Genomic DNA, 19,487 nt, shown 5'->3' with positions numbered 1-19,487 from the left:
GGCTCGCGGCGGCCTCGCGTCACCGCGCGTTTCACCTGTGGCGGGAAGCCTGCATGATGCGGTGAGGATCGACGGTGCGCAGGAGGCCCCATGACGAAGTCCCCCATCTCCTTCTACGACGTGCAGGGGATCGTGTTCGGCATTCTGATGACCAGCCTCGGCGTCACCTTCTTGAAGGCGGCCGGGCTCTTCACCGGGCAGACGGCGGGGGCGGCGCTGCTGCTGTCCTACATGGTCGGGCTCGACTTCGGCGTCGTCTTCCTCCTGGTGAGCTTGCCCTTTTTCTGGCTCTCGTGGGTGAAGCGGGGGCGAGCCTTCACCCTTCGCACGGTGGTGGCGGTGGTCGGCATCTCGGTCCTGGTGCCGCTGCTGAGCGCGTGGATGAGGTTCGAGGCGCTGCCGCCCTTCCTCGCGGCGCTTCTTGCCGGCGCGTCGTCGGGGATCGGGCTCATCGCGCTCTTTCGGCACAATGCGTCTGCGGGCGGGCTGGGCATCCTGGCCCTGATCGTCGAGCAGAAGACCGGCTTCAAGACCGGCTGGTTCCAGATGGCGTTCGACGCTCTGGTGTTCTTCGCGGCGGTGTTCGTTCTGCCGTTGGAGGCGATCGTCGCGTCGTTCTTCGGCGCGGTCGTGCTGAATGCGGTGATCGCGTGGAACTTCCGCATCCACCAGAGCGGCGCAGACCCGCGGCAGCCGCCCGTTCCGCCCACGCCGCCGGCATAGCGGCGCCTCGCGGGTCCCTTCCGCATGGTTGCCGGTCGCAACGCCGGGCCTGCGGAGGCCGGTGGATGGCCAATTGGCACGGCGGGCGCACGGGTTAACGATTTGTAGGCCGACAACGGTGCGGGGCGGCGCTAGATTTGTCGGGCGGCGTAGAGCGGCGGGACGGCGATAGGCGCGCGTTCGGCAAAGGCAGGTGGCGAATGATCGAGTGGAGCACGGCGACGCCGGCCATCGGCTCGGCTTTTCTCGCCTCGCTGGTGGAGGTGGTGGAGGCGTTCACCATCATCCTGGCGGTGGCGACCTTGCGCGGCTGGCGCCCGGCCCTTGCCGGCACGTTCGCCGCACTGGCGGTGCTGGGCGCCCTGGTGCTGACGTTGGGGCCGCTGATGGGGCGGGTGCCGCTTCATGTGCTGCAGCTCGTCATCGGCGTCCTGTTGCTGCTGTTCGGCATGGGCTGGCTGCGCAAGGCGGCGCTGCGGGCGGCCGGGCTGATCCCGCTGCACGACGAGGTGGCGATTTTCGCACGCGAATCGGCGGCCCTGTCGGCCGAGGGGCACACCGCAGCGGGGGCGGACCCATCGGCGACGGGCGCGCGTTCCGACGCGGCGGCGCGGAGCACGGCGTCGCAGGATTGGATCGCCGGGATCGCCGCCTTCAAGGCCGTGCTGCTCGAGGGGCTGGAGGTGGTGTTCATCGTCATCGCCGTGGGGGCGGGACGGGGGCTTTTGCTGCCGGCGAGCCTGGGTGCGCTCGGCGCCTGCGCGGCGGTTCTGGCGGTGGGAGCGGCCGTGCGCAAGCCGCTGGCGCGGGTGCCGGAGAATACGCTGAAGTTCGGCGTCGGCGTCATGCTGTGCGCGTTCGGCGTGTTCTGGACCGGCGAGGGGATCGGCCTCGAATGGCCGGGGGGCGACCTCGTCCTCTTCCTTCTGGCCGGCTTGTTCCTCGCGGCGGGGCTGCTGGCGGCGGGGCTCGCGCGGCAGGTCGCCTCGGGCGCCCCCGCGGAGGTGGCGCGGTGAGCCTGTTGCGCACGGTGTTGGCCGAACTCGTCGGCATGTTCGTGGCCGATGCGGCGATGGCGGTGGCCATCCTTGCGCTGGTGGCCGTCGCCGGTGCGCTCGCGGCGATGACGGCGCCGCCCCACATCGCGGCGATGGCGGTGCTCACGGCGGGGGCTCTTGCGGTGCCGGTGGTGTTCGCCGTGGCCTATGCGCAGCGAACGAAGCGGGCGCGGCGGCTCAGGTGACGCGGCTCTTGCCGAGCTTGCGGGCCAGGGTTCGGCGGTGCATGCCGAGCCGCCGCGCGGCTTCGGAGATGTTGAAGTCCACCTCGGCCAGCACCTCGTGGATGCGCTCCCACTCCAGCGTCTTGATGGAGGTGGACCGGGAGGTGAGGGGGATCGCCGTGTCGCCCTCCGCGCGGGCGAATGCGGCCTCGATATCGTCGGTGTTGGACGGCTTGGTGAGGTAGTGGCAGGCGCCGAGCTTGATCGCCTCCACGGCGGTGGCGATGCTGGCATAGCCGGTGAGGACGACGATCTTCATGTCGCGGTCGTGCTGGTGCAGCGCCTTGATGCATTCGAGGCCGGAGCCGTCGGCCAGCTTCAGGTCCACCACCGCGTAGTCCGGCGTTTCGGTCTGCAGCGCCCCTTGCATCTCGGCGACACCCGAGGCGACGGAGACGTTGTAGTGCCGGCGCTCGAACGACTTGCGCAGGGTGCGGGAGAATACGGCGTCATCCTCGATGATGAGGAGGGTCGGGTTAGCGTCCATCCGTTGCGGGCTCCGGTGCGGACAGCCGATCGAGCGGCAGGGAGAGGGACACCGACGCGCCCCCTTCCTTCAAATTGTGCGCCGACACGCGTCCGCCAAGCTTCCGCACGACGTTCACGACGAGATAAAGGCCGAGGCCGCCGCCGGGGCGCCCCTTGCTGGAGCGGTAGGGGGTGCCGAAGTCGGCGAGGATCGCGGGGTCGAAACCGGGCCCGCGGTCGGTGACGGTGACGACGAGGGCCCCGTCCTTGCGGGCCGAGGCGATGCCGATCCAGCCCGGCGATGCTTCCAGCGCGTTGTCGAACAGGCTGGCGATGACCTGCTTCAAGGCGGGATCGGAGAGGATCGGCTCGTCGGGGACGAAATCGTTGTCGAACTGCACGTGGGACGGGGAGCGCACGGCCTGCCATTCCTCCACCACTTCGCGCAGGAATTGGACGACGGTGGTGGCGACGACCCTTTCCCCGCGCGCCTCGCCGGACGACATGAGGATCCCCGAGACGATGGCTTTGCAGCGGTCGAGCTGGGTCTGCATGTCGTCCATGTCCTGCATCATGGCGGGATTCGCGGCGAGTTCGGGCATGTGGCGCCAGTCCCCCAGGATGACGGAGACGGTGGCGAGCGGGGTGCCGAGTTCGTGGGCGGCGCCGGAGGCGAGGAGGCCCATGCGCACGATGTGCTCTTCCTCCACGGCCTGGCGCTTGAGGTCGGCCAGGCGCTGATCGCGCAGGCGCAGGTTCGTGTTGATCTTTTCGATGAAGAAGACGAGCAGCCCCGCGGTGAGTACGAAGCAGACGAGGCCGCCGAGCAGCTTGAGCGAATCGAGCTGGTGCAGCGACCCGTGCGGCAGCTCAAGCGGCATGGAGACGCCGATGAGCACCATGAAGCAGGCGCTGGCGATCCCCGCGAGGGCCCAGGCGGACCACGCTTCCAAGAGCACCGCGGAGAGGATGATCTGCAGCAGGTAGAGCATGATGAACGGGTTCTGCGCGCCGCCGCTGAGATAGAGCTGAGCGGTGAGCAGGCCGACATCGAGGAAGAGCTGGTAGAAGAGTTCGCGGTTGGTGACCGGGCGCGGGCGGCCGAGGCGCCACAAGGTGGCGAGGTTGAGGCCGAGGAGGAGCGCGATCACCACCGCGAGCGGCACCAGAGGCAAGGCGATGCCCAGCAGCGAGGTGACGAGGAAGATCGTCATGACCTGGCCGATGGCGGCCACCCATCTCAGTTGCGTGAGGAGGGTGAGGTTCTGCCGGTTGGCCGATTCGCCGATGGGGGTGCCGGCCGTGTCGGCGCCGCGGCGCGTGCTGCCGGCGGCCGTGCTTCCGGCCGCGAGGGTCGGGCGGATCATGGGCGCGGCGAGGGGGCCGGGCGGCGCGCGGTGCTGCGGCCGCGTCGGAGGACGAGGACGAGGGCGACGAGCGACAGCGCGGCGAGCGTGAACCACGTCAGCGCGTAGACGAGGTGGCTGTTGCGAAAGGTGAGGACGGTGAGCCCGCCGACGGGAGCGCCGTCCGGAGCGTCCGGAGTTGCGGCGGCGTCGACGAAGTAGGGTGCGGCGTCGGCGAGGTCGAGGGTTTCGGAGATCGCCGCCACATCGCGCGAGAACCAGCGCCCGGCGCCCGGCTGGTTGGAGCGCAGGAAGCCGCCGCCGGGCTCGCTGAGGCGCAGGAGACCGACCACGGTCTCGCCCACCGGCACCGGCGCGGCGTCGTCCCCGCCGGTTGCACCGGGCGCGGGCGCATCGGGCGCGGGCGCCGCATTCGGGGTGGCGGGATCGGTGACGAAGCCGCGATTGACGAGGACGGTGAAGCCGCGCGTGTCGGTGAACGGCGCGACGAGCCAGAAGCCGGAGCCGAGCGCGGTGACGGCCTTGACCGGCACGCCCGGCCCGTCGAACCGGCCGGTGAGGGTGACCGGGCGATATTCGTAGGCGCGGTCCCATCCGGGGGTGCCGGCGCCGGCCCATTCGGCGGGACCGGGCGCGGGGGTGGGGGCAGCGGCGAGGCGGGCTTCCACCCGGTCGATCAGGTCGAGCTTCCAGGCCCGGCGCTCGACCTGCCACACGCCGAGGGCGGTGAAACCCGCCCCCGCGATCAGGATGAGGACGATGGCGGCGATGCGCGCCCGTCGCGACGGGCCTCGTCCGGTGGTGGCGGTCACGGTCTTATAGAACGCCCATGTCGTGGGCGGGCATCATGTTGGCGTTGAGGTGGTACATGACCCACAGCGTGCCGCTGATGGCGATGACCACGAGGATCAGCGTGAACACCAGCGCGGTCATGATCCACCCGCCCTCGGACCGCGGGTCCATGTGCAGGAAGAAGACCATGTGGACGACGATCTGCACCACCGCCAGGCCGACGACGATGAAGCCGGTGGTCTGCGCGTCCGGCAGAGGCATGTCCATGACGAGCCAGAAGGGGATCGCCGTGAGGATCACCGACAGGATGAACCCGGTCAGGTAGCCGGCGAGGGTGCCGTGGGCGGCACCGCCGTGGCCGTGCCCGTCGTGGTGGCCGTGCTCCTCGCCCTCGTGTTCGACGACGTGGGGGCGGCCGTAGCGGTCGTGGTGGGCAATGCTCATTGCAGCATCCCGAGCAGGTAGACGAAGGTGAAGACGCCGATCCAGATGACGTCGAGGAAGTGCCAGAACAGCGAGAGGCACATCAGCCGCCGCTGGTTGGCTTCGATGAGGCCGAAGCGGTGCACCTGCACCATCAGCGTGACGAGCCAGACGAGGCCGAAGGTGACGTGCAGGCCGTGCGTGCCGACGAGCGTGAAGAAGGCCGACAGGAAGGCCGAGCGCTGCGGTCCGGCACCGATGTGGATGAGGTGCTGGAACTCGTAGATCTCGATGCAGAGGAAGGCGAGGCCGAAGAGGCCGGTGACGCCGAGCCAGACGAGCGTCGTCGTCTTGCGGCCCTTCACCATCTCCAGCATGGCGAAGCCGTAGGTGATGGAGGAGAGGAGCAGCATCGCCGTGTTGACGGCAACGAGCTCCAGCTCGAACAGGTCCTTAGGGCCGGGCCCGGCGGCGTAGTTGCCGCCCAGAACGCCGAACGAGGCGAACAGGATCGCGAAGATGAGACAATCGCTCATCAGGTAGATCCAGAAGCCCAGCATCGTGGAGGAGCCCTCCGGGTGATGCGGCTCCGTCTCCGGATGGAAGCGGACCTCGCCGGCGGCTGCGGCGGGTGTCGATGCGGCGCTCATTCGGCGGCTCCGGGTGCGAGGCGCGCGGAGATCTGGGCCGTGCGCGCGTCCTCGGTGCGCGTCACCACATCAGCGGGGATGTGATAGTCGCGGTGATAGTCGAAGGTGTGGAAGATCGCGTAGCCGATCAGGCCGACGAAGCCGACGATCGCGAGCCACCAGATGTACCAGATGAGCGCCAGGGCGATCACCGTGGAGAGGCCGGCGAGGATCACGCCCGCCCCGGTGCTGGACGGCATGTGGATCGCCGCGAAGCCCTTCAGCGGGCGCTGATAATTACGCGCCTTCATGTCGGCCCACGCATCGGTGGCGTGGACCAGCGGGGTGAAGGCGAAGTTGTAGGCCGGCGGCGGCGAGGACGTGGCCCATTCGAGGGTCCGCCCGTTCCACGGGTCGCCGGTGGTCTCCGCATACTCCTTCCGCTTCCAGATCGACACGCCGATCTGAATGAGGAAGGTGGCGATGCCGGTGGCGATCAGCGCCGCGCCGAAGCCGGCGATGATGAACCAGATCTGCAGGTCCGGATCGTCGAACACGCGCATGCGGCGGGTGACGCCCATGAGGCCGAGAATATAGACCGGCGCGAACGCGACCCAGAAGCCGACCACCCAGCACCAGAAGGAGACGAGACCCCAGGAGTGGTTCAGCTTGAAGCCGAACGCTTTGGGCCACCAATAATTGATCGCCGCGAACATGCCGAACAGCACGCCGCCGATGATGACGTTGTGGAAGTGCGCCACCAGGAAGAGCGAGTTGTGGAGCACGAAGTCGGCCGGCGGAACGGCGAGGAGCACGCCCGTCATACCGCCGATGACGAAGGTCAGCATGAAGGCGACGGTCCACATCATCGGCAGCTCGAAGTGGATCCGGCCGCGGTACATCGTGAACAGCCAGTTGAAGATCTTCGCCCCGGTCGGGATCGAGATGATCATCGTCGTGATGCCGAAGAAGGAGTTCACGCTGGCGCCCGACCCCATCGTGAAGAAGTGGTGCAGCCACACGAGGTAGGACAGGATGGTGATGCAGACGGTGGCGTAGACCATCGACGTGTAGCCGAAGAGGCGCTTGCCGGAGAAGGTGGACACGACCTCGGAGAACACACCGAACATCGGCAGGATGAGGATGTAGACCTCGGGGTGGCCCCAGATCCAGATGAGGTTCACGTACATCATGGCGTTGCCGCCGAAGTCGTTCGTGAAGAAGTTCATGCCGACGTACCGGTCGAGCGACAGGAGCACGAGCACCGCCGTCAGCACCGGGAAGGAGGCGACGATGAGCACGTTGGTGCACAGCGCCGTCCAGGTGAAGACGGGCATCTTCATCAGCGACATGCCGGGCGCACGCATCTTGATGATCGTCACCAGGAGGTTGATGCCCGACAGCGTGGTGCCGACACCGGCGACCTGAAGGCCCCAGATATAATAGTCGACGCCGACATAGGGACTGGCATCGAGCCCCGAGAGCGGCGGGAAGGCGAGCCAGCCGGTCTGCGCGAACTCGCCGACGAAGAGCGAGGCCATGACGATGACCGCGCCGCCCGTCGTCATCCAGAACGAGAAGTTGTTCAGGAAGGGGAAGGAGACGTCCCGCGCGCCGATCTGCAGCGGCACCAGGTAGTTCATCAGGCCCGTGACAACCGGCATCGCCACGAAGAAGATCATGATGACGCCGTGGGCGGTGAAGATCTGGTCGTAGTGGTGCGCGGGCAGGTAGCCCTCGGACCCGCCGAAGGCGATGGCCTGCTGCAAGCGCATCATCACCGCATCGGCAAAGCCGCGCAGCAGCATGACGATGCCGAGCACCATGTACATGATGCCGATCTTCTTGTGGTCGACGCTGGTGAACCATTCCCGCCAGAGGTAGCCCCAGAGGCGGAAATAGGTGAGGGCGCCGAGGAGCGCGGCCGCGCCGAGCGCCACGACCGCGAAGGTCACGACGAGGATCGGCTCATGGATCGGCAGCGCCTCGAGCGTCAGGCGCCCGAAGATCGGGCTGACGGGAACAGGGGTTGTTACGGCCATCGGTTCAATGCGGTTCAGAGGTTGTCATGCGGAGCGGCGGCGGCGCGGCTCGGCAGGGGTGTCATGTTGGGCGCCGTCGCGGGCGTGATCTCCGGCGGCTGGGCGGCGGCGAGAAGACCGAAGCCGGAGAGCGAGGCGAAGCGGTCGCGCAGCTCGGCATCGTTCGCCGCGTCGTAGCCGGCGATCGCCTCGTCCTCGGTGCAGATGGCGGCGACATAGCTGGGCGCCGCGCCGAACACCGGCTGCGCCTTGCGGTCCGAGAGCGCGGCGGTCAGCGGCAGCGTGTTGTGGATGCCGGCGAGGCCCAGCCCGCCCTGGCGGTCGATCGCGGCCATCTCGCTCATGCACATCATCCCCGGTTGGACGCACATGTTGACGATGAGCGGGAAGAGGTCGGCGTCGGCCTGGCTGTAGAGCTGCACCGGGTTGCCCTCGCTGGGACGCTCCAAAGCGAGGTAGGTCTCGCGGTCGAGAACGGCCTCGCTGGAGCGGGCCTTCTCGATCCATGCGTCGAAGCCCGCCTCGTCGGTGCCGTGGAAGGCGAAACGCATCTTGGAGAAGCCGGCGCCCGAATAGTTGGCGGAGAATCCCTCGTATTCGCCGGGCTTGTTGATCACCCCGTGCAGCGTCGTCTCCATACCGGGCATGGTGTAGATCATGCCCGCCATCGCCGGGATGTAGAAGGCGTTCATCACCGAGGTGGAGGTGAGCTTGAAGGTGATCGGCCGGTCCACCGGGGCGGCGAGCTCGTTGACCGAGGCGACGCCGTATTCAGGCAGAATGAACAGCCACTTCCAGTCGAGCGCGACGACCTGGACCTCGAGCGGCTCGTGCTCTTCGGCGATCGGCGTTTGGTGGTCGATGCGGCCGAGCGGGCGGTAGGGGTCGAGGAGGTGAGTGCCGGCCCAGGTGAAGGCGCCTAGCGCGATGATGATGAGGAGAGGCACCGCCCAGACGGCAAGCTCGATCTGAGTCGAATGGTCCCACTCGGGGTCGTAGGGCGCCTCGGTGTTGCTGGCGCGGTAGCGGAAGGCGAAGAGCACCGTCATCACCATCACCGGGATGATGACGACGAGCATGAGGCCGGTGGCGATGAGGATGAGGTCGCGCTGCTGCGCGGCCACGTCGCCGGAGGGGTTCATCACGACCATGTTGCAGCCGCCGAGCAGGCCGGTGACCAGGAGAAGGGGGAGCAAGCGTAACTTCGGCATGGGCCTACTGGGGCAGGGAGGGTCTGAGAATGATGCTGACTTGCCCGATCGCCGCCGCGGCAGCGATTGGACAATTTGCCCAATCCCTCCTTTGCCGCAGATCAAGGCAAAAGGCGCGATGAGGCTGGCGCGTGTGCCGGTCTCACCCCGCGCTTTGCCGCGCAGCCCTTCGACGCCCACCCGCAGGACGACCATTGATGACTGCCGAAACCACGGCTGAACGCGACGCCCGCATCGTCAACACCCGCCACGCCGACGTGAATCCCAACGACATCGCCGTGGGGGTGATCATCGGCCGCGCGTCGGAGTTCTTCGACTTCTTCGTGTTCGCGATCGCCTGCGTGATCGTGTTTCCGACGCGGGTCTTCTCCTACGCGGATCCGCTGACGGCGACGCTCTACTGTTTCGCGATCTTCAGCCTGGCCTTCGTCGCCAGGCCGCTCGGCACCGTGCTCTTCACCGCGATCGACCGCGCCTACGGCAAGGCGATGAAGCTGACGATCGCGCTGTTCATGCTGGGCACGGCGACGGTGGCGCTCGGATTCCTGCCGACCTACGATTCGATCGGCCATTGGGCGGCGGTGGTGCTGATCATCCTGCGCATCATGCAGGGGCTGGCGCTGGGCGGCTCGTGGGACGGTCTCGCCTCGCTTCTGGCGCTGAACGCTCCGGCCCACAAGCGCGGCTTCTACGCGATGATCCCGCAGTTCGGCGCCGCCGTCGGGCTGCTGGTCGCCACGGTGCTCTTCGCCTATTTCGTCGCCATCCTGGCGCCGACGGACTTCTACGATTGGGGTTGGCGCTACCCGTTCTTCGTCGCCTTCGCGATCAACGTGGTGGCGCTGTTCGCGCGGCTGCGCATCGTGGTGACGCCGGAATATACCCGCCTGTTCGACGCGCGCGAGCTGCGCCCCGAGCCCATCCTGCGCACGCTGCGCCACGAGGGGCGCACGATCGTTCTGGGCGCCTTCGCACCGCTCGCGACCTTCGCCCTCTTCCACATGGTGACGGTGTTCCCGCTGTCGTGGATCTTCCTCTACACGGACGAGGCGACGTGGCGCTTCCTCACCATCGAGGCGATCGGCGCGGTGGTGTTCATGATCGCCATCGTCGTGTCGGGTCTGTTGTCCGACCGCTATGGACGGCGCCGCGTGTTGTGGACCTGCGCGCTTTTGACCGCGGCGTTCAGCGGTTTCGCGCCGCACCTTCTGAGCGCCGGCATCATCGGTGAGGTGTGGTTCATGGTGTCGGGCTTCGCGCTGCTCGGCGTCTCCTTCGGCCAGTCTTCGGGCGTGGTGGCGGAGGGGTTCACGCAGCGCTTCCGCTATACCGGCTCGGCGATCACGTCGGACCTCGCGTGGCTGTTCGGGGCGGGGTTCGCGCCGCTGGTGGCGCTGTTCCTGTCGGCGGAGATCGGCCTCATCGCAGCGGGCGCCTATCTGCTGTCGGGCGCGCTGTGCACGCTGCTGGCGCTGCGGCTGACCTACCGGTGGGAGATCATCCCGTCCTCCGCCGACACGGATGCGGCCGAAGCCGATCCTGCGGCCACCGTCGCGGACAAGAGCGCGACGAAGGCATGACCGGCGGGGCTGCTTGCGGGTGGCGGGCATGATCCGCCGCATCCTCGTCCTCGCCGCCGCGGTGGCCGTGGTGCTGGCCGTGGCCGGGTCGCTGCTGATCGGCTTCGTCGCGCAGCAGGCCGACGGCGCGCCCGCCGCGTCGACGGTGAAAGGCGGGGTCGGCGGGCCCTTCACGCTCGCCACGCACACCGGCGGAACGTTGTCCGACACGGATCTGAAGGGGACGCCCTTCGCGGTCTTCTTCGGCTTCACCCATTGTCCGGAGATCTGCCCGACCACGCTGTGGGAGATGTCGACGGCGCTCGGCGAACTCGGCGCGGACGGGGACCGGCTGAAGGTGCTGTTCGTCACCGTGGACCCGGAGCGGGATACGGCGGCGTTTCTGTCAGACTATCTCGGTGTGTTCGATCCGCGCATCGTCGGCCTGATCGGCGATGACGAGGACCTCGAGGCCCTGCGGCGCGACTACCGCGTGTTTTGGGAAAAGGTGCCGCTGGAGGGCGGCGGCTACACGATGAACCACTCCGCCGCCGTCTATCTGATGGATGCGCAGGGCGATTTCGCAGGGACGATCGCCTACGGGGAAACGGCCGAGGCGCGCCTCACCAAGCTGAGGGCGCTCATCGACGGGTGAGCGTCCGCCGCGATGCGCCCGGCCCGCCGCGGTGACGTGCGCGCGGCCGGGGCATGTGGCGGCGGTTCTTCGTACGGGGTCGCCGCCGGGGCTGTTGCGCTGCGGATCAGCCCCAGGCGCCGGTGCCCTCGGTCCATCCCTCGTCGACGATGCCGCGGCCGCCGACCTCCCACCGCGCCAGATGCTGCACGAAGCCGCGATGCTCCACCGTGTGCACAGTGTGTGTGACGGTGGGGGGCGCTTCGCCGAACGCCTCGGTCAGCGCCCGGCCGCGCATGCCGTGGGCGGGAAGGCCGAGAAGGTGCAGGATCGTGGGGGCGATGTCGGGCAGCCAGCAGGGCGTGTCGCTGACGGTGGCGGCCTGGAAGCGCGGTCCGGCCCCGGCGAGCACGGTGGAGAGCTCGCCCCGGTTCAGCCCGCCGTGGATGCCGCCGCCGACCGCGATGTAGTCGGCGAAGTAGCGGCTCTGCTCGGCCGCGTCGCGCCCGTGGTCGGGCCCGGTGGAGCGCAGCGTGAAGGCGATGTCCGGCGCCAGGGCGTGGCCTTGCGCGGTGAGGCCCATGGGCAGCGTACCCACGGCGGCATCGGCCCCGCGCCCGGTGAAGACGAGGCCGCACCAGGGCATTTCGGTCAGCCGGTCCACCATGCGTGCGACGGCGGCGGGGGAAGGATCGTCCAGCCACAGGCCGTTGAAGACGCCGGGCGACAGGCGGCCTTCCCATCCGCCGGCGAGGTCGGCCGCGGGCGAGGCGAGAGCGGACCCGGTGATCTGGCCGTGGTCCGACATCACGATGAGATTTTCCGGCCCCTTCCCGCGGCGCCACCAGGCGAGGATGTCGCCGAACACGGCGTCGGTGTGCCGCTGCGCCGCCTCGGTCTCGGGCGCCGTCACCCCGAAGGCGTGCTCGGTCAGGTCCGGGTCGTTCAGCCACAGGACGCACAGGTCGGGGTCGCGGCTCGGCCAGACGATCTCGGTGACGACGCGCCCGGCGTGGGTGATGCGCGCGTCGTTCGGCGTCGTCATCGGCGGGACGGGGCCGAGGAGGGCGCGTGCGTCGCGGTCGATGGCGGCGTCACGGTCGTTGGTCTGGTGGCAGGAGAAGACCTCGTGGCCGTTGGCGGCGGCGTGGGGGTTCATCAGATGCGTGGACCCGGTCGACGCGGTGCTGACCACCACCATCGACTTGCCCGCCGCCGCCAGCCGGTCACCGAGCGGCACGGCGTGCAGCAGCGGCCCCGCGGCGGTGACGTGCATCAGGTCGTCCACCTGACCGGTGTTGACCGGGCGCCCCGCCAGCGCCGGGTGGTGGAAGGTGTTGGCGACGAGGCCGTGGTCGGCCGGCGCGCAGCCGGTGAAGGTGCTCGTCACGCACACCCGCGTTTCGCTGGGGAACATGCTGCGCGCGTTGATGAAGTCCGTCCCCGCGGCCATGAAGGCGGCGAGGTTCGGCATCAGATCGGCGGTCGCCCGGTCGCGGCGCAGGCCGTCGAAGGTGACGAGGAGGGTGCTGCCCGGTTTCATCGCTTCAGCGTGCCAGACCGGCGGCGTTCAGCCACGCCGCGGAGGGCAGGATGCCGGACTTGTCGCGCAGCTCCATGATGAGGCGCGGGCGCGACGACAACGTTCCGAGCGCGGCGAAGACGGCCGGCCAGTTCACCGTGCCGTTGCCGATGCGCCAATGGCGGTCGGCATAACCGTCGGCGTCCTGCAGGTGGATGTGCTGCAGCCGGTCGCCGGCCGCGCGCACATAGTAGTCGACCGGCGGCGCGCCAGTGGAACCGTGCGCATAGTGGGCGTGGCCGGTGTCGATGGAGACGGCGACGGCGGGGCTGGCGAAGCTGTCCGCCAGAACGCAGCGCGCGGCGGGGTCTTTGTCTTCGATATTTTCCAGCACCATCGTCACCCCTGCGGCCTCGGCCTGGGAAATCACCGGGTCCAGCGTCAGGTGGACGCGTTCGGCGAGCGCCTCGCGCTGGCCGGGCAGATTGTCGAGGTTGTTGGCGTCCCAGGTGGTGACGGGGCTGTGGATCACCATCTGCGTCGCGCCGAGCGCCTCGCAGACGGCGAGGCCTTGGCGCATGCGCTTCGTCACCACCGCGCGGATCTCGGGATCGTGGCTCGCGATCGTCAGCCCCCAGAAGGGCCCGTGGATACCGAGCCGCCCGGCATAACCGTCCAGCAGCTTTCGCGCGCGGTCCACCTTGGGCTGCCAATCACCGTCCAGCACCTCGGCGAAGATGAAGTCCTGAAGCTCCAGGTCGCGCCCCTCGTCGACGATGAAGTCGCGCAGGGTTTCGAGCACATCGAGCGGCATTGCCGCGCCGAGGAGGGGCAGGTCGGTCATGGGGAGGCATCCAATCGGGGGAGAGGTCACGCCCCCGGCTAGGCCCGGCCGATGACGCTGCGACGACGCTGGCGTGACGGTCCGATGACGAAGCCCCTTGCGCGCGGCGGCGCGGCAATCCGCCATGCGGCTGTAACAAAAGCGTTTTGAAAGTGTCGTCAGAGCGTCAAGCGCGCTCGGTAGGCGGCGGGGATCGGGCCGCATCGTCGCGGCCGCCCTTGTCCCCGGCGCCGCTGCGCCAGACGACTGGAGTGACACATGCTCATCCTCAATCGCCGCCATGCGCTCGGCCTCATGGGCGCGGCCGCCGGCACGCTGGCGCTGCCGGGTTATCTGCGCGCCCAGGGTGCGCGCCCGTCGCTCACCATCGCGGTGCAGAAGATCTCCAACAACAACACGTTGGACCCGTATCACGAGCAGTCGAACGTCGGTGAGCGCGTCTTCTTCCCGAACCTGTGGGAAGGCCTCATCCTGCGTGACTGGATGGGCAACCAGGGTCCGGTCCCCGGCCTCGCCACCGAGTGGACGCGGCTCGACGATCAGACCATCGAGCTGAAGCTGCGCGAGGGCGTGCGCTTCCACAACGGCGACGAGATGACGGCCGAGGACGTGGCCTTCTCCTTCTCGCCCGAGCGCGTGTTCGCCGACACCGAGCCCGCGGGCGGCAAGACGATCTACGCCGAGGACTACCGCCCGCAGACCGGTAAGGATCTGCCGGCCGCGGTGCCGGGCATCGGCCGCCGCCTGTGGCCTGCGCTGGCCGGCATCGAGGTCGTCGACAAGTACACGGTGCGCCTGCACAACGCGACGCCGGACGTGACGCTGGAGGGCCGCCTTTACGCCTATGGCAGCCAGATCCTGAGCCGCCGCGGCTGGGACGAGGCGGCAACCTACGCCGACTGGGCCAAGAAGCCCGTCACCACCGGCCCCTACATGGTCGAAGAGTACCGCCCGGACGTGTCGCTGACCTTGGTCGCGTTCGACGATTATTGGGGCGGCCGTCCGCCGCTGGAGCGCATCACCTTCGTCGAGGTGCCGGAGGTTGCGAGCCGCGTGAACGGGCTTTTGTCGGGCGAATACGACTTCGCCTGCGACCTGCCGCCGGACCAGATCGCCAGCGTGCAGAACGCGGCCGGGTTCGAGGTGCAGTCCTCCACCATCTGGAACCACCGCATCTCGACCTTCAACACCGAGAACGAGATCCTGGCCGATCCGCTGGTGCGCCGCGCGATGACGCACTCGATCGACCGCCGCGCCATCGTCGACTCCCTGTGGGGCGGCATGACGGTGATACCGGCCGGCCTGCAGTTCGAGAGCTTCCGCGCGTCGGACATGTTCATCGAAGGTTGGACGGTGCCGGAATATAACCCGGAGCTCGCCCGCGACCTCTTGCGCCAGGCGAACTACAAGGGCGACGCGATCCCCTATCGCCTCCTCAACAACTACTACATCAACCAGACGCCCAATGGGCAGATCATGGTGGAGATGTGGCGCCAGGTCGGTCTCAACGTCGAGATCCAGATGGTGGAGAACTGGGGCCAGATCCACGCCCACGAAGGCGTGAAGGGTGTGCGCGACTGGTCGGCGTCGAACAACATCAACGACCCGATCACGCCGATCGTCGTCCAGTTCGGCCCGAACAGCCAGATCCAGCAGATGCGCGACTGGTCGAACGACGAGATGAACCAGCTTTGCGTGCTGATGGAGACCTCCACGGATCACGACAAGCGCAAGGCCGCGGCCAAGCGGATGCTGGAAATCTGCGAGCGTGAGGACCCGGCCTACCAGGTGCTGCACCAGAACGCGGTGTTCACCGGCATGCGCTCCGACCTCAACTGGCGTGCGGCTCCGGCCTTCGCCATGGACTTCCGCGCCGGCAACTGGGCCGACTGAGCGCCTTCACCGCGTCGTTTCACCCCGGCGGCCTCGTGCCGCCGGGGTTTTGCGTTTGCCGGATTGCCGGCACGAAACCCAACGGGGGGCCGCTGATGTCTCGTTCCCATCTGGTTCAAATCCGCGATCTTTCGGTCGCCTTCGACGGCGTGCCGGTGCTGCACGGGATCGACCTCGACGTGGCGCCGGGCGAGGCGGTGGGCCTCGTCGGCGAATCCGGCTGCGGAAAGTCGGTGACGTGGCTGGCGGCGCTGGGCCTCTTGCCGGCGAAGGCGCGCGTGTCGGGTCAGGTGCGGCTCGGCGCGGTGGATCTCGTCGGCGCGCAGCGCGCGACGCTGGAGGGGGTGCGCGGCGCCAAGGTGGCGATGATCTTCCAGGACCCGTCGAGCGCGCTGAACCCTGTGATCCGCGCCGGGCGGCAGATCACCGAGGCGCTGGGGATCCACCGCGGCCTGAAGGGCAAGGCGGCGCGGCGCGAGGCGGTGCGGCTGATGGAGCTCGTCGGCATCCCCGATCCGGCGCGCCGTTTCGACCTCTACCCGCACGAATTCTCCGGCGGGCAGTGTCAGCGGCTGATGATCGCCATGGCGCTGGCGGGCGAGCCGGACCTTTTGGTGGCCGACGAGCCGACCACGGCGCTGGACGCGACGATCCAGGCGCAGATCCTCGATCTACTCGCGACGTTGCGCGAGGAGATGGGCATGGCGGTGGTGTTCATCAGCCACGACCTCGGCGCGGTGGCGCAGGTGTGCGAGCGCATCTGCGTGATGTATGCGGGGCGCATCGTGGAATCCGGGCCGGTGGGGCGGGTGTTCGACGCGCCGCGCCATCCCTATACGCGCGGCCTGTTCGATGCGTTGCCGTCGCTGACCGGGCCGCGGACGCGCCTTTCGCCGATCCCCGGCACGGTGCCGGACCCGCGTGCGCTGCCGCAGGGCTGTGCCTTCGCGCCGCGGTGCGCGCGTGCGGTGGCCGTTTGCAGCCTGCAGCGCCCGCGGCTCGAGCCGGATGCGGACGGGCGTGCGCTCGCCTGTTTCGACCCCGTTCCGGCCGACGCGCGCACCCCTGCGGAGGCGCAGCACCCGGCGGCGCGAGCCTCGGCGGCGGTGCGTGCGGTGGATGAGGCGGCGCCGCCCTTCATGCCGGGGCCGCACGGGGCGGGGCCGGCCGGTTCCGGGCCGGACCGCGGCCGCTGGCAGGAGGCCGCGCAGTGACGCTGGATGTGATGCCGGACGTAACCCGAGACACGCCACGAAAGGCGGCGCCGCTGCTGGAGGCGGACGGCCTCGTTCGCATTTACGAGACGCGCAAGGGCTTGTTCGGGCAGCCGGTTCCGGTGCGTGCGGTCAACGGCGTCAGCCTGAAGGTGGCGCAGGGGGAGACGCTCGGCATCGTCGGCGAGAGCGGGTCCGGCAAGTCCACGTTGGGGCGGATGCTGCTCGGCGTCGACCCGTCGCAGGAGGGTGTGGTTCGCTTCGCGGGCGCGCCGCTGCCCGCCGCCGGCACACCGGCATGGCGCGCGCTGAGGGCGCACATGCAGATGGTGCATCAGGACCCGCTCGCCGCGCTCGACAAGCGCCTGACCATCGCCGACCAGATCCGCGAGCCGCTGGACATCCACGCCCGCGGCAACCGGGCCGAGCGGCGCGCCCGCGTCGCCGAGCTGATGCAGGCGGTGGGGCTGCGGCCGGACCAGGCGGGGCGCTATCCGCACGAACTGTCCGGCGGGCAGCGTCAGCGTGTCGTCATCGCCCGCGCGCTCGCCTGCGGCCCGTCGCTTCTGGTGTGCGACGAGCCGGTGTCCGCGCTCGACGTCTCCATTCAGGCGCAGGTGGTGAACCTTCTGGCCGACATGCAGGCGGCGAACGGCCTCGCCATGGTGTTCATCAGCCACGACCTGAAGGTGGTGCGCAATCTCGCCGACAGGGTGGCGGTGATGTACCTCGGCGAGATCGTCGAGGAGGGGCCGGTGGAGGCCGTCTTCGCCGCGCCGCAGCACCCTTATACGCAGGCGCTGGTGTCGTCCGTTCCGGCGCCCGGAAAGCGGCTGGACGGGCGGATGATCCTGAAGGGCGAGCCGCCCAACCCCGCGGCGCGCCCGGCCGGATGCGCCTTCCACCCGCGCTGCCCGCACGCCGTCGCCTCCTGCCGCGCCGAGGCGCCGGCGCTCGTTCCCACCGCCGCCGGTCGCCGCGCCGCGTGTCACCTCGTCGGCGGCGCAGATCGCCTCGCCGCCTGACGCCCGTCCGCCCGCCCGCCTGAGAGTCCGTCATGTTCCGTTTCGTCCTGATCCGTTTCGGCCGCGCCTTCGTCACCATCATCGCGGTGATGACCTTCGCCTTCGTTGTGCTGCGCCTGTCCGGCGACCCGGCCGCCGTCATCATGGGGCCGGATGCGCCGATCGAGGCGGTCAACGCCTTCCGCGCCGCATGGGGCCTCGATCAGCCGGTGTGGGTGCAATATGTCGCCTACATCCAGGCGATCTTCACCGGCGATTTCGGGGTCTCCATGCGCGGCCAGTCGCCTGCGCTGGACCTCGTCGTCGAGCGCATCCCGGCGACGTTGGAGCTGACGCTTCCGGCGCTGCTGCTGCAACTCGCCATCGGCATTCCGGCCGGGATCTATGCCGCGCTGCACCGCGATAGCGCCATCGACCGCGGGGTGATCCTCGGCGCGGTGATGGGCTTCACCATCCCGTCCTTCGTCATGGGGCTGGTGCTGGTGCTGGTCTTCGCGGTCACGCTGGGATGGTTGCCGTCGGGCGGCGATGCGACTTGGCAGCACGCCATCCTCCCCGTCATCGCGATGAGCGTCGGCGGCATCGGCATCCTCGCCCGCTTTTCGCGCTCGGCGATGATCGAGGTGATGGGGCAGCCTTATATCCGCACCGCGTCGGCCAAGGGGGTGACCTGGGGCAGCGTGGTGCGCGGCCATGCGCTGCCCAACGCGGCGGTGCCGATCGTGACCATCGTCGGTTTCATGGTGGGCTCGCTGCTGGCGGGCGCGGTGGTGGTGGAGACGATCTTCAGCTGGCCCGGCATCGGCCGCCTGCTCATCGTCTCGGTCACCAACCGCGACCTGGCGGTGGTGCAGTGCATCCTTCTCCTCGTGGCGGCGGTGATGGTGGTGTCGAACCTCGTCGTCGACCTTTTGTACGGCTGGCTGGACCCGCGTTTGCGCGGCCACGCGGCCCACTGAGCGGAGGCAACCATGGCCCTCACCGACATCGCCGCCGCCCCCGCCGTGCGCCGCCCCGGACTGACGACGCGCCTGCGCCGTCTGGTTCCGTGGAGCGTCGCCTTCGGCATGGTCTGGCTGGGCGCGACGCTTTTCGTCGCCGTCTTCGCCGATTGGCTGCGGCCCTATTCGATCACGCAGATGGACCTGATGGCGCGCCTCGTTCCGCCGCTGACGCCGGGGCACCTCCTCGGCACCGACGAGTTGGGGCGCGACGTGCTTTCGCGGCTCATCCAGTCGGTGCAGGTGTCGTTCGTCATCGCCTTCGGGGCGACGATCCTGTCGGCCGTGTTCGGCACGACGCTCGGCTTTTTGGCGGCGCGGTTCCGGGGGCTGGCGGAACACATCGTCATCATGCTGGCGGACTTTCAGGCGGCGCTGCCCTTCCTCATCATGTCATTGGCGGTGCTGGCCTTCTTCGGCTCCTCCATGGTGCTGCTGGTGGCGCTGATGGGGTTTTACGGGTGGGAGCGCTATGCGCGCATCGCCCGCGGCCTCGCCATCTCGGCCGGGGCGCAGGGCTATGCCGCGGCGGTGGTGCAGCTCGGCGGCACACCGGCGCGGGTGTACCTGAAGCACATCCTGCCCAACGTGGCGTCGACGCTGATCGTGTCGATGACGCTGACCTTTCCCGAAATCATCCTGATGGAATCGGGGCTCTCGTTTCTCGGCCTCGGCGTGCAGCCGCCGGAGACGTCGCTGGGCAACATGATCGGCTTCGGGCGCGAGTATCTCACCACGGCGCCGTGGATCATGCTGGCGCCCGCTGTGGTCATCTCGTTGACCACGCTGTCCATTTCGCTGGTCGGCGACTGGCTGCGCGACAAGCTCGACCCCACCATCCGCTGACGGAGACGTTTC

Annotated in this window: 19 protein-coding genes; 10 read left to right on the top strand and 9 right to left on the bottom strand. The window is 68.9% G+C overall.

All coding sequences use genetic code 11. The annotated features are described in order from the left end of the window. Positions 1–90: 90 nt before the first annotated feature. From BIX52_RS18705 to BIX52_RS18695, 3 genes are all read left to right on the top strand, one after another. Positions 91–723, top strand: coding sequence for a YitT family protein (locus tag BIX52_RS18705; RefSeq protein ID WP_075222635.1), 633 nt, complete (start codon positions 91–93; stop codon positions 721–723). A gap of 200 nt (positions 724–923) precedes the next feature. Further along, entirely contained in the window at positions 924–1,739 is an 816-nt protein-coding gene (locus BIX52_RS18700) for a COG4280 domain-containing protein (protein WP_075222634.1), read from the top strand. After that, complete coding sequence (locus tag BIX52_RS18695) at positions 1,736–1,966, top strand: hypothetical protein (protein WP_075222633.1); 231 nt, start codon at positions 1,736–1,738, stop codon at positions 1,964–1,966. The genes BIX52_RS18700 and BIX52_RS18695 overlap by 4 nt, the downstream gene beginning before the upstream one ends. Here BIX52_RS18695 and BIX52_RS18690 read toward each other — a convergent pair. Genes BIX52_RS18690 through cyoA form a run of 7 tightly spaced genes read right to left on the bottom strand, consistent with a single transcriptional unit; the run spans position 1,959 to position 8,937 of the window. Further along, a complete protein-coding gene (locus BIX52_RS18690; RefSeq protein ID WP_075222632.1) occupies positions 1,959–2,492 on the bottom strand; it encodes a response regulator transcription factor in 534 nt (177 codons plus the stop codon). The two genes, BIX52_RS18695 and BIX52_RS18690, sit on opposite strands and share 8 nt — an antisense overlap. Then, positions 2,482–3,840 carry an ATP-binding protein gene (locus tag BIX52_RS18685; RefSeq protein WP_083660500.1) on the bottom strand — a complete coding sequence of 453 codons (1,359 nt, stop codon included), beginning with the start codon at positions 3,838–3,840 and terminating at the stop codon, positions 2,482–2,484. Before BIX52_RS18685 ends, BIX52_RS18690 begins: the two co-directional genes overlap by 11 nt. After that, positions 3,837–4,652, bottom strand: coding sequence for an SURF1 family protein (locus BIX52_RS18680; RefSeq protein ID WP_075222631.1), 816 nt, complete (start codon positions 4,650–4,652; stop codon positions 3,837–3,839). The genes BIX52_RS18685 and BIX52_RS18680 overlap by 4 nt, the downstream gene beginning before the upstream one ends. 4 nt (positions 4,653–4,656) lie before the next feature. Further along, the gene (gene cyoD / locus BIX52_RS18675; RefSeq protein WP_075222630.1) at positions 4,657–5,076 is read right to left on the bottom strand and encodes a cytochrome o ubiquinol oxidase subunit IV; all 420 of its coding nucleotides are present in this window, start codon (positions 5,074–5,076) and stop codon (positions 4,657–4,659) included. After that, positions 5,073–5,705 carry a cytochrome o ubiquinol oxidase subunit III gene (gene cyoC, locus BIX52_RS18670; RefSeq protein WP_075222629.1) on the bottom strand — a complete coding sequence of 211 codons (633 nt, stop codon included), beginning with the start codon at positions 5,703–5,705 and terminating at the stop codon, positions 5,073–5,075. Before cyoC ends, cyoD begins: the two co-directional genes overlap by 4 nt. Then, positions 5,702–7,726 carry a cytochrome o ubiquinol oxidase subunit I gene (gene cyoB, locus BIX52_RS18665; protein ID WP_075222628.1) on the bottom strand — a complete coding sequence of 675 codons (2,025 nt, stop codon included), beginning with the start codon at positions 7,724–7,726 and terminating at the stop codon, positions 5,702–5,704. The genes cyoC and cyoB overlap by 4 nt, the downstream gene beginning before the upstream one ends. Positions 7,727–7,740: 14 nt before the next feature. Continuing rightward, positions 7,741–8,937, bottom strand: coding sequence for a ubiquinol oxidase subunit II (cyoA, locus tag BIX52_RS18660; protein WP_075222627.1), 1,197 nt, complete (start codon positions 8,935–8,937; stop codon positions 7,741–7,743). Positions 8,938–9,134: 197 nt separating this feature from the next. On the opposite strand from cyoA, the gene BIX52_RS18655 reads away from it, so the two are divergent. Both BIX52_RS18655 and BIX52_RS18650 read left to right on the top strand, forming a co-directional pair. Next, the gene (locus BIX52_RS18655; protein ID WP_075222626.1) at positions 9,135–10,517 is read left to right on the top strand and encodes an MFS transporter; all 1,383 of its coding nucleotides are present in this window, start codon (positions 9,135–9,137) and stop codon (positions 10,515–10,517) included. 28 nt (positions 10,518–10,545) lie between these two features. Beyond that, complete coding sequence (locus BIX52_RS18650; protein WP_083660534.1) at positions 10,546–11,151, top strand: SCO family protein; 606 nt, start codon at positions 10,546–10,548, stop codon at positions 11,149–11,151. A 106-nt stretch (positions 11,152–11,257) separates the two neighbouring features. Here BIX52_RS18650 and BIX52_RS18645 read toward each other — a convergent pair whose 3' ends face one another. Both BIX52_RS18645 and BIX52_RS18640 read right to left on the bottom strand, forming a co-directional pair. After that, positions 11,258–12,673 carry an alkaline phosphatase family protein gene (locus BIX52_RS18645; RefSeq protein WP_075222624.1) on the bottom strand — a complete coding sequence of 472 codons (1,416 nt, stop codon included), beginning with the start codon at positions 12,671–12,673 and terminating at the stop codon, positions 11,258–11,260. Positions 12,674–12,677: 4 nt separating this feature from the next. Beyond that, the gene (locus BIX52_RS18640) at positions 12,678–13,496 is read right to left on the bottom strand and encodes a sugar phosphate isomerase/epimerase family protein (protein WP_075222623.1); all 819 of its coding nucleotides are present in this window, start codon (positions 13,494–13,496) and stop codon (positions 12,678–12,680) included. Positions 13,497–13,754: 258 nt separating this feature from the next. On the opposite strand from BIX52_RS18640, the gene BIX52_RS18635 reads away from it, so the two are divergent. The 5 genes from BIX52_RS18635 (at position 13,755) to BIX52_RS18615 (ending at position 19,475) form a co-directional block, all read left to right on the top strand. After that, the gene (locus tag BIX52_RS18635; protein ID WP_075222622.1) at positions 13,755–15,389 is read left to right on the top strand and encodes an ABC transporter substrate-binding protein; all 1,635 of its coding nucleotides are present in this window, start codon (positions 13,755–13,757) and stop codon (positions 15,387–15,389) included. A 95-nt stretch (positions 15,390–15,484) separates the two neighbouring features. Beyond that, positions 15,485–16,603, top strand: coding sequence for an ABC transporter ATP-binding protein (locus BIX52_RS18630; protein ID WP_083660498.1), 1,119 nt, complete (start codon positions 15,485–15,487; stop codon positions 16,601–16,603). A gap of 11 nt (positions 16,604–16,614) precedes the next feature. After that, complete coding sequence (locus BIX52_RS18625) at positions 16,615–17,628, top strand: ABC transporter ATP-binding protein (RefSeq protein ID WP_075222754.1); 1,014 nt, start codon at positions 16,615–16,617, stop codon at positions 17,626–17,628. 32 nt (positions 17,629–17,660) lie between these two features. After that, the gene (locus BIX52_RS18620; RefSeq protein ID WP_075222621.1) at positions 17,661–18,587 is read left to right on the top strand and encodes an ABC transporter permease; all 927 of its coding nucleotides are present in this window, start codon (positions 17,661–17,663) and stop codon (positions 18,585–18,587) included. Positions 18,588–18,599: 12 nt separating this feature from the next. Continuing rightward, complete coding sequence (locus BIX52_RS18615; protein ID WP_075222620.1) at positions 18,600–19,475, top strand: ABC transporter permease; 876 nt, start codon at positions 18,600–18,602, stop codon at positions 19,473–19,475. Positions 19,476–19,487 lie beyond the last annotated feature (12 nt).

This window comes from Acuticoccus yangtzensis (genome assembly GCF_001927245.1).
Taxonomy (GTDB): Bacteria; Pseudomonadota; Alphaproteobacteria; order Rhizobiales; family Amorphaceae; genus Acuticoccus; species Acuticoccus yangtzensis.
This window is presented reverse-complemented; position numbering and strand designations above follow the sequence as displayed.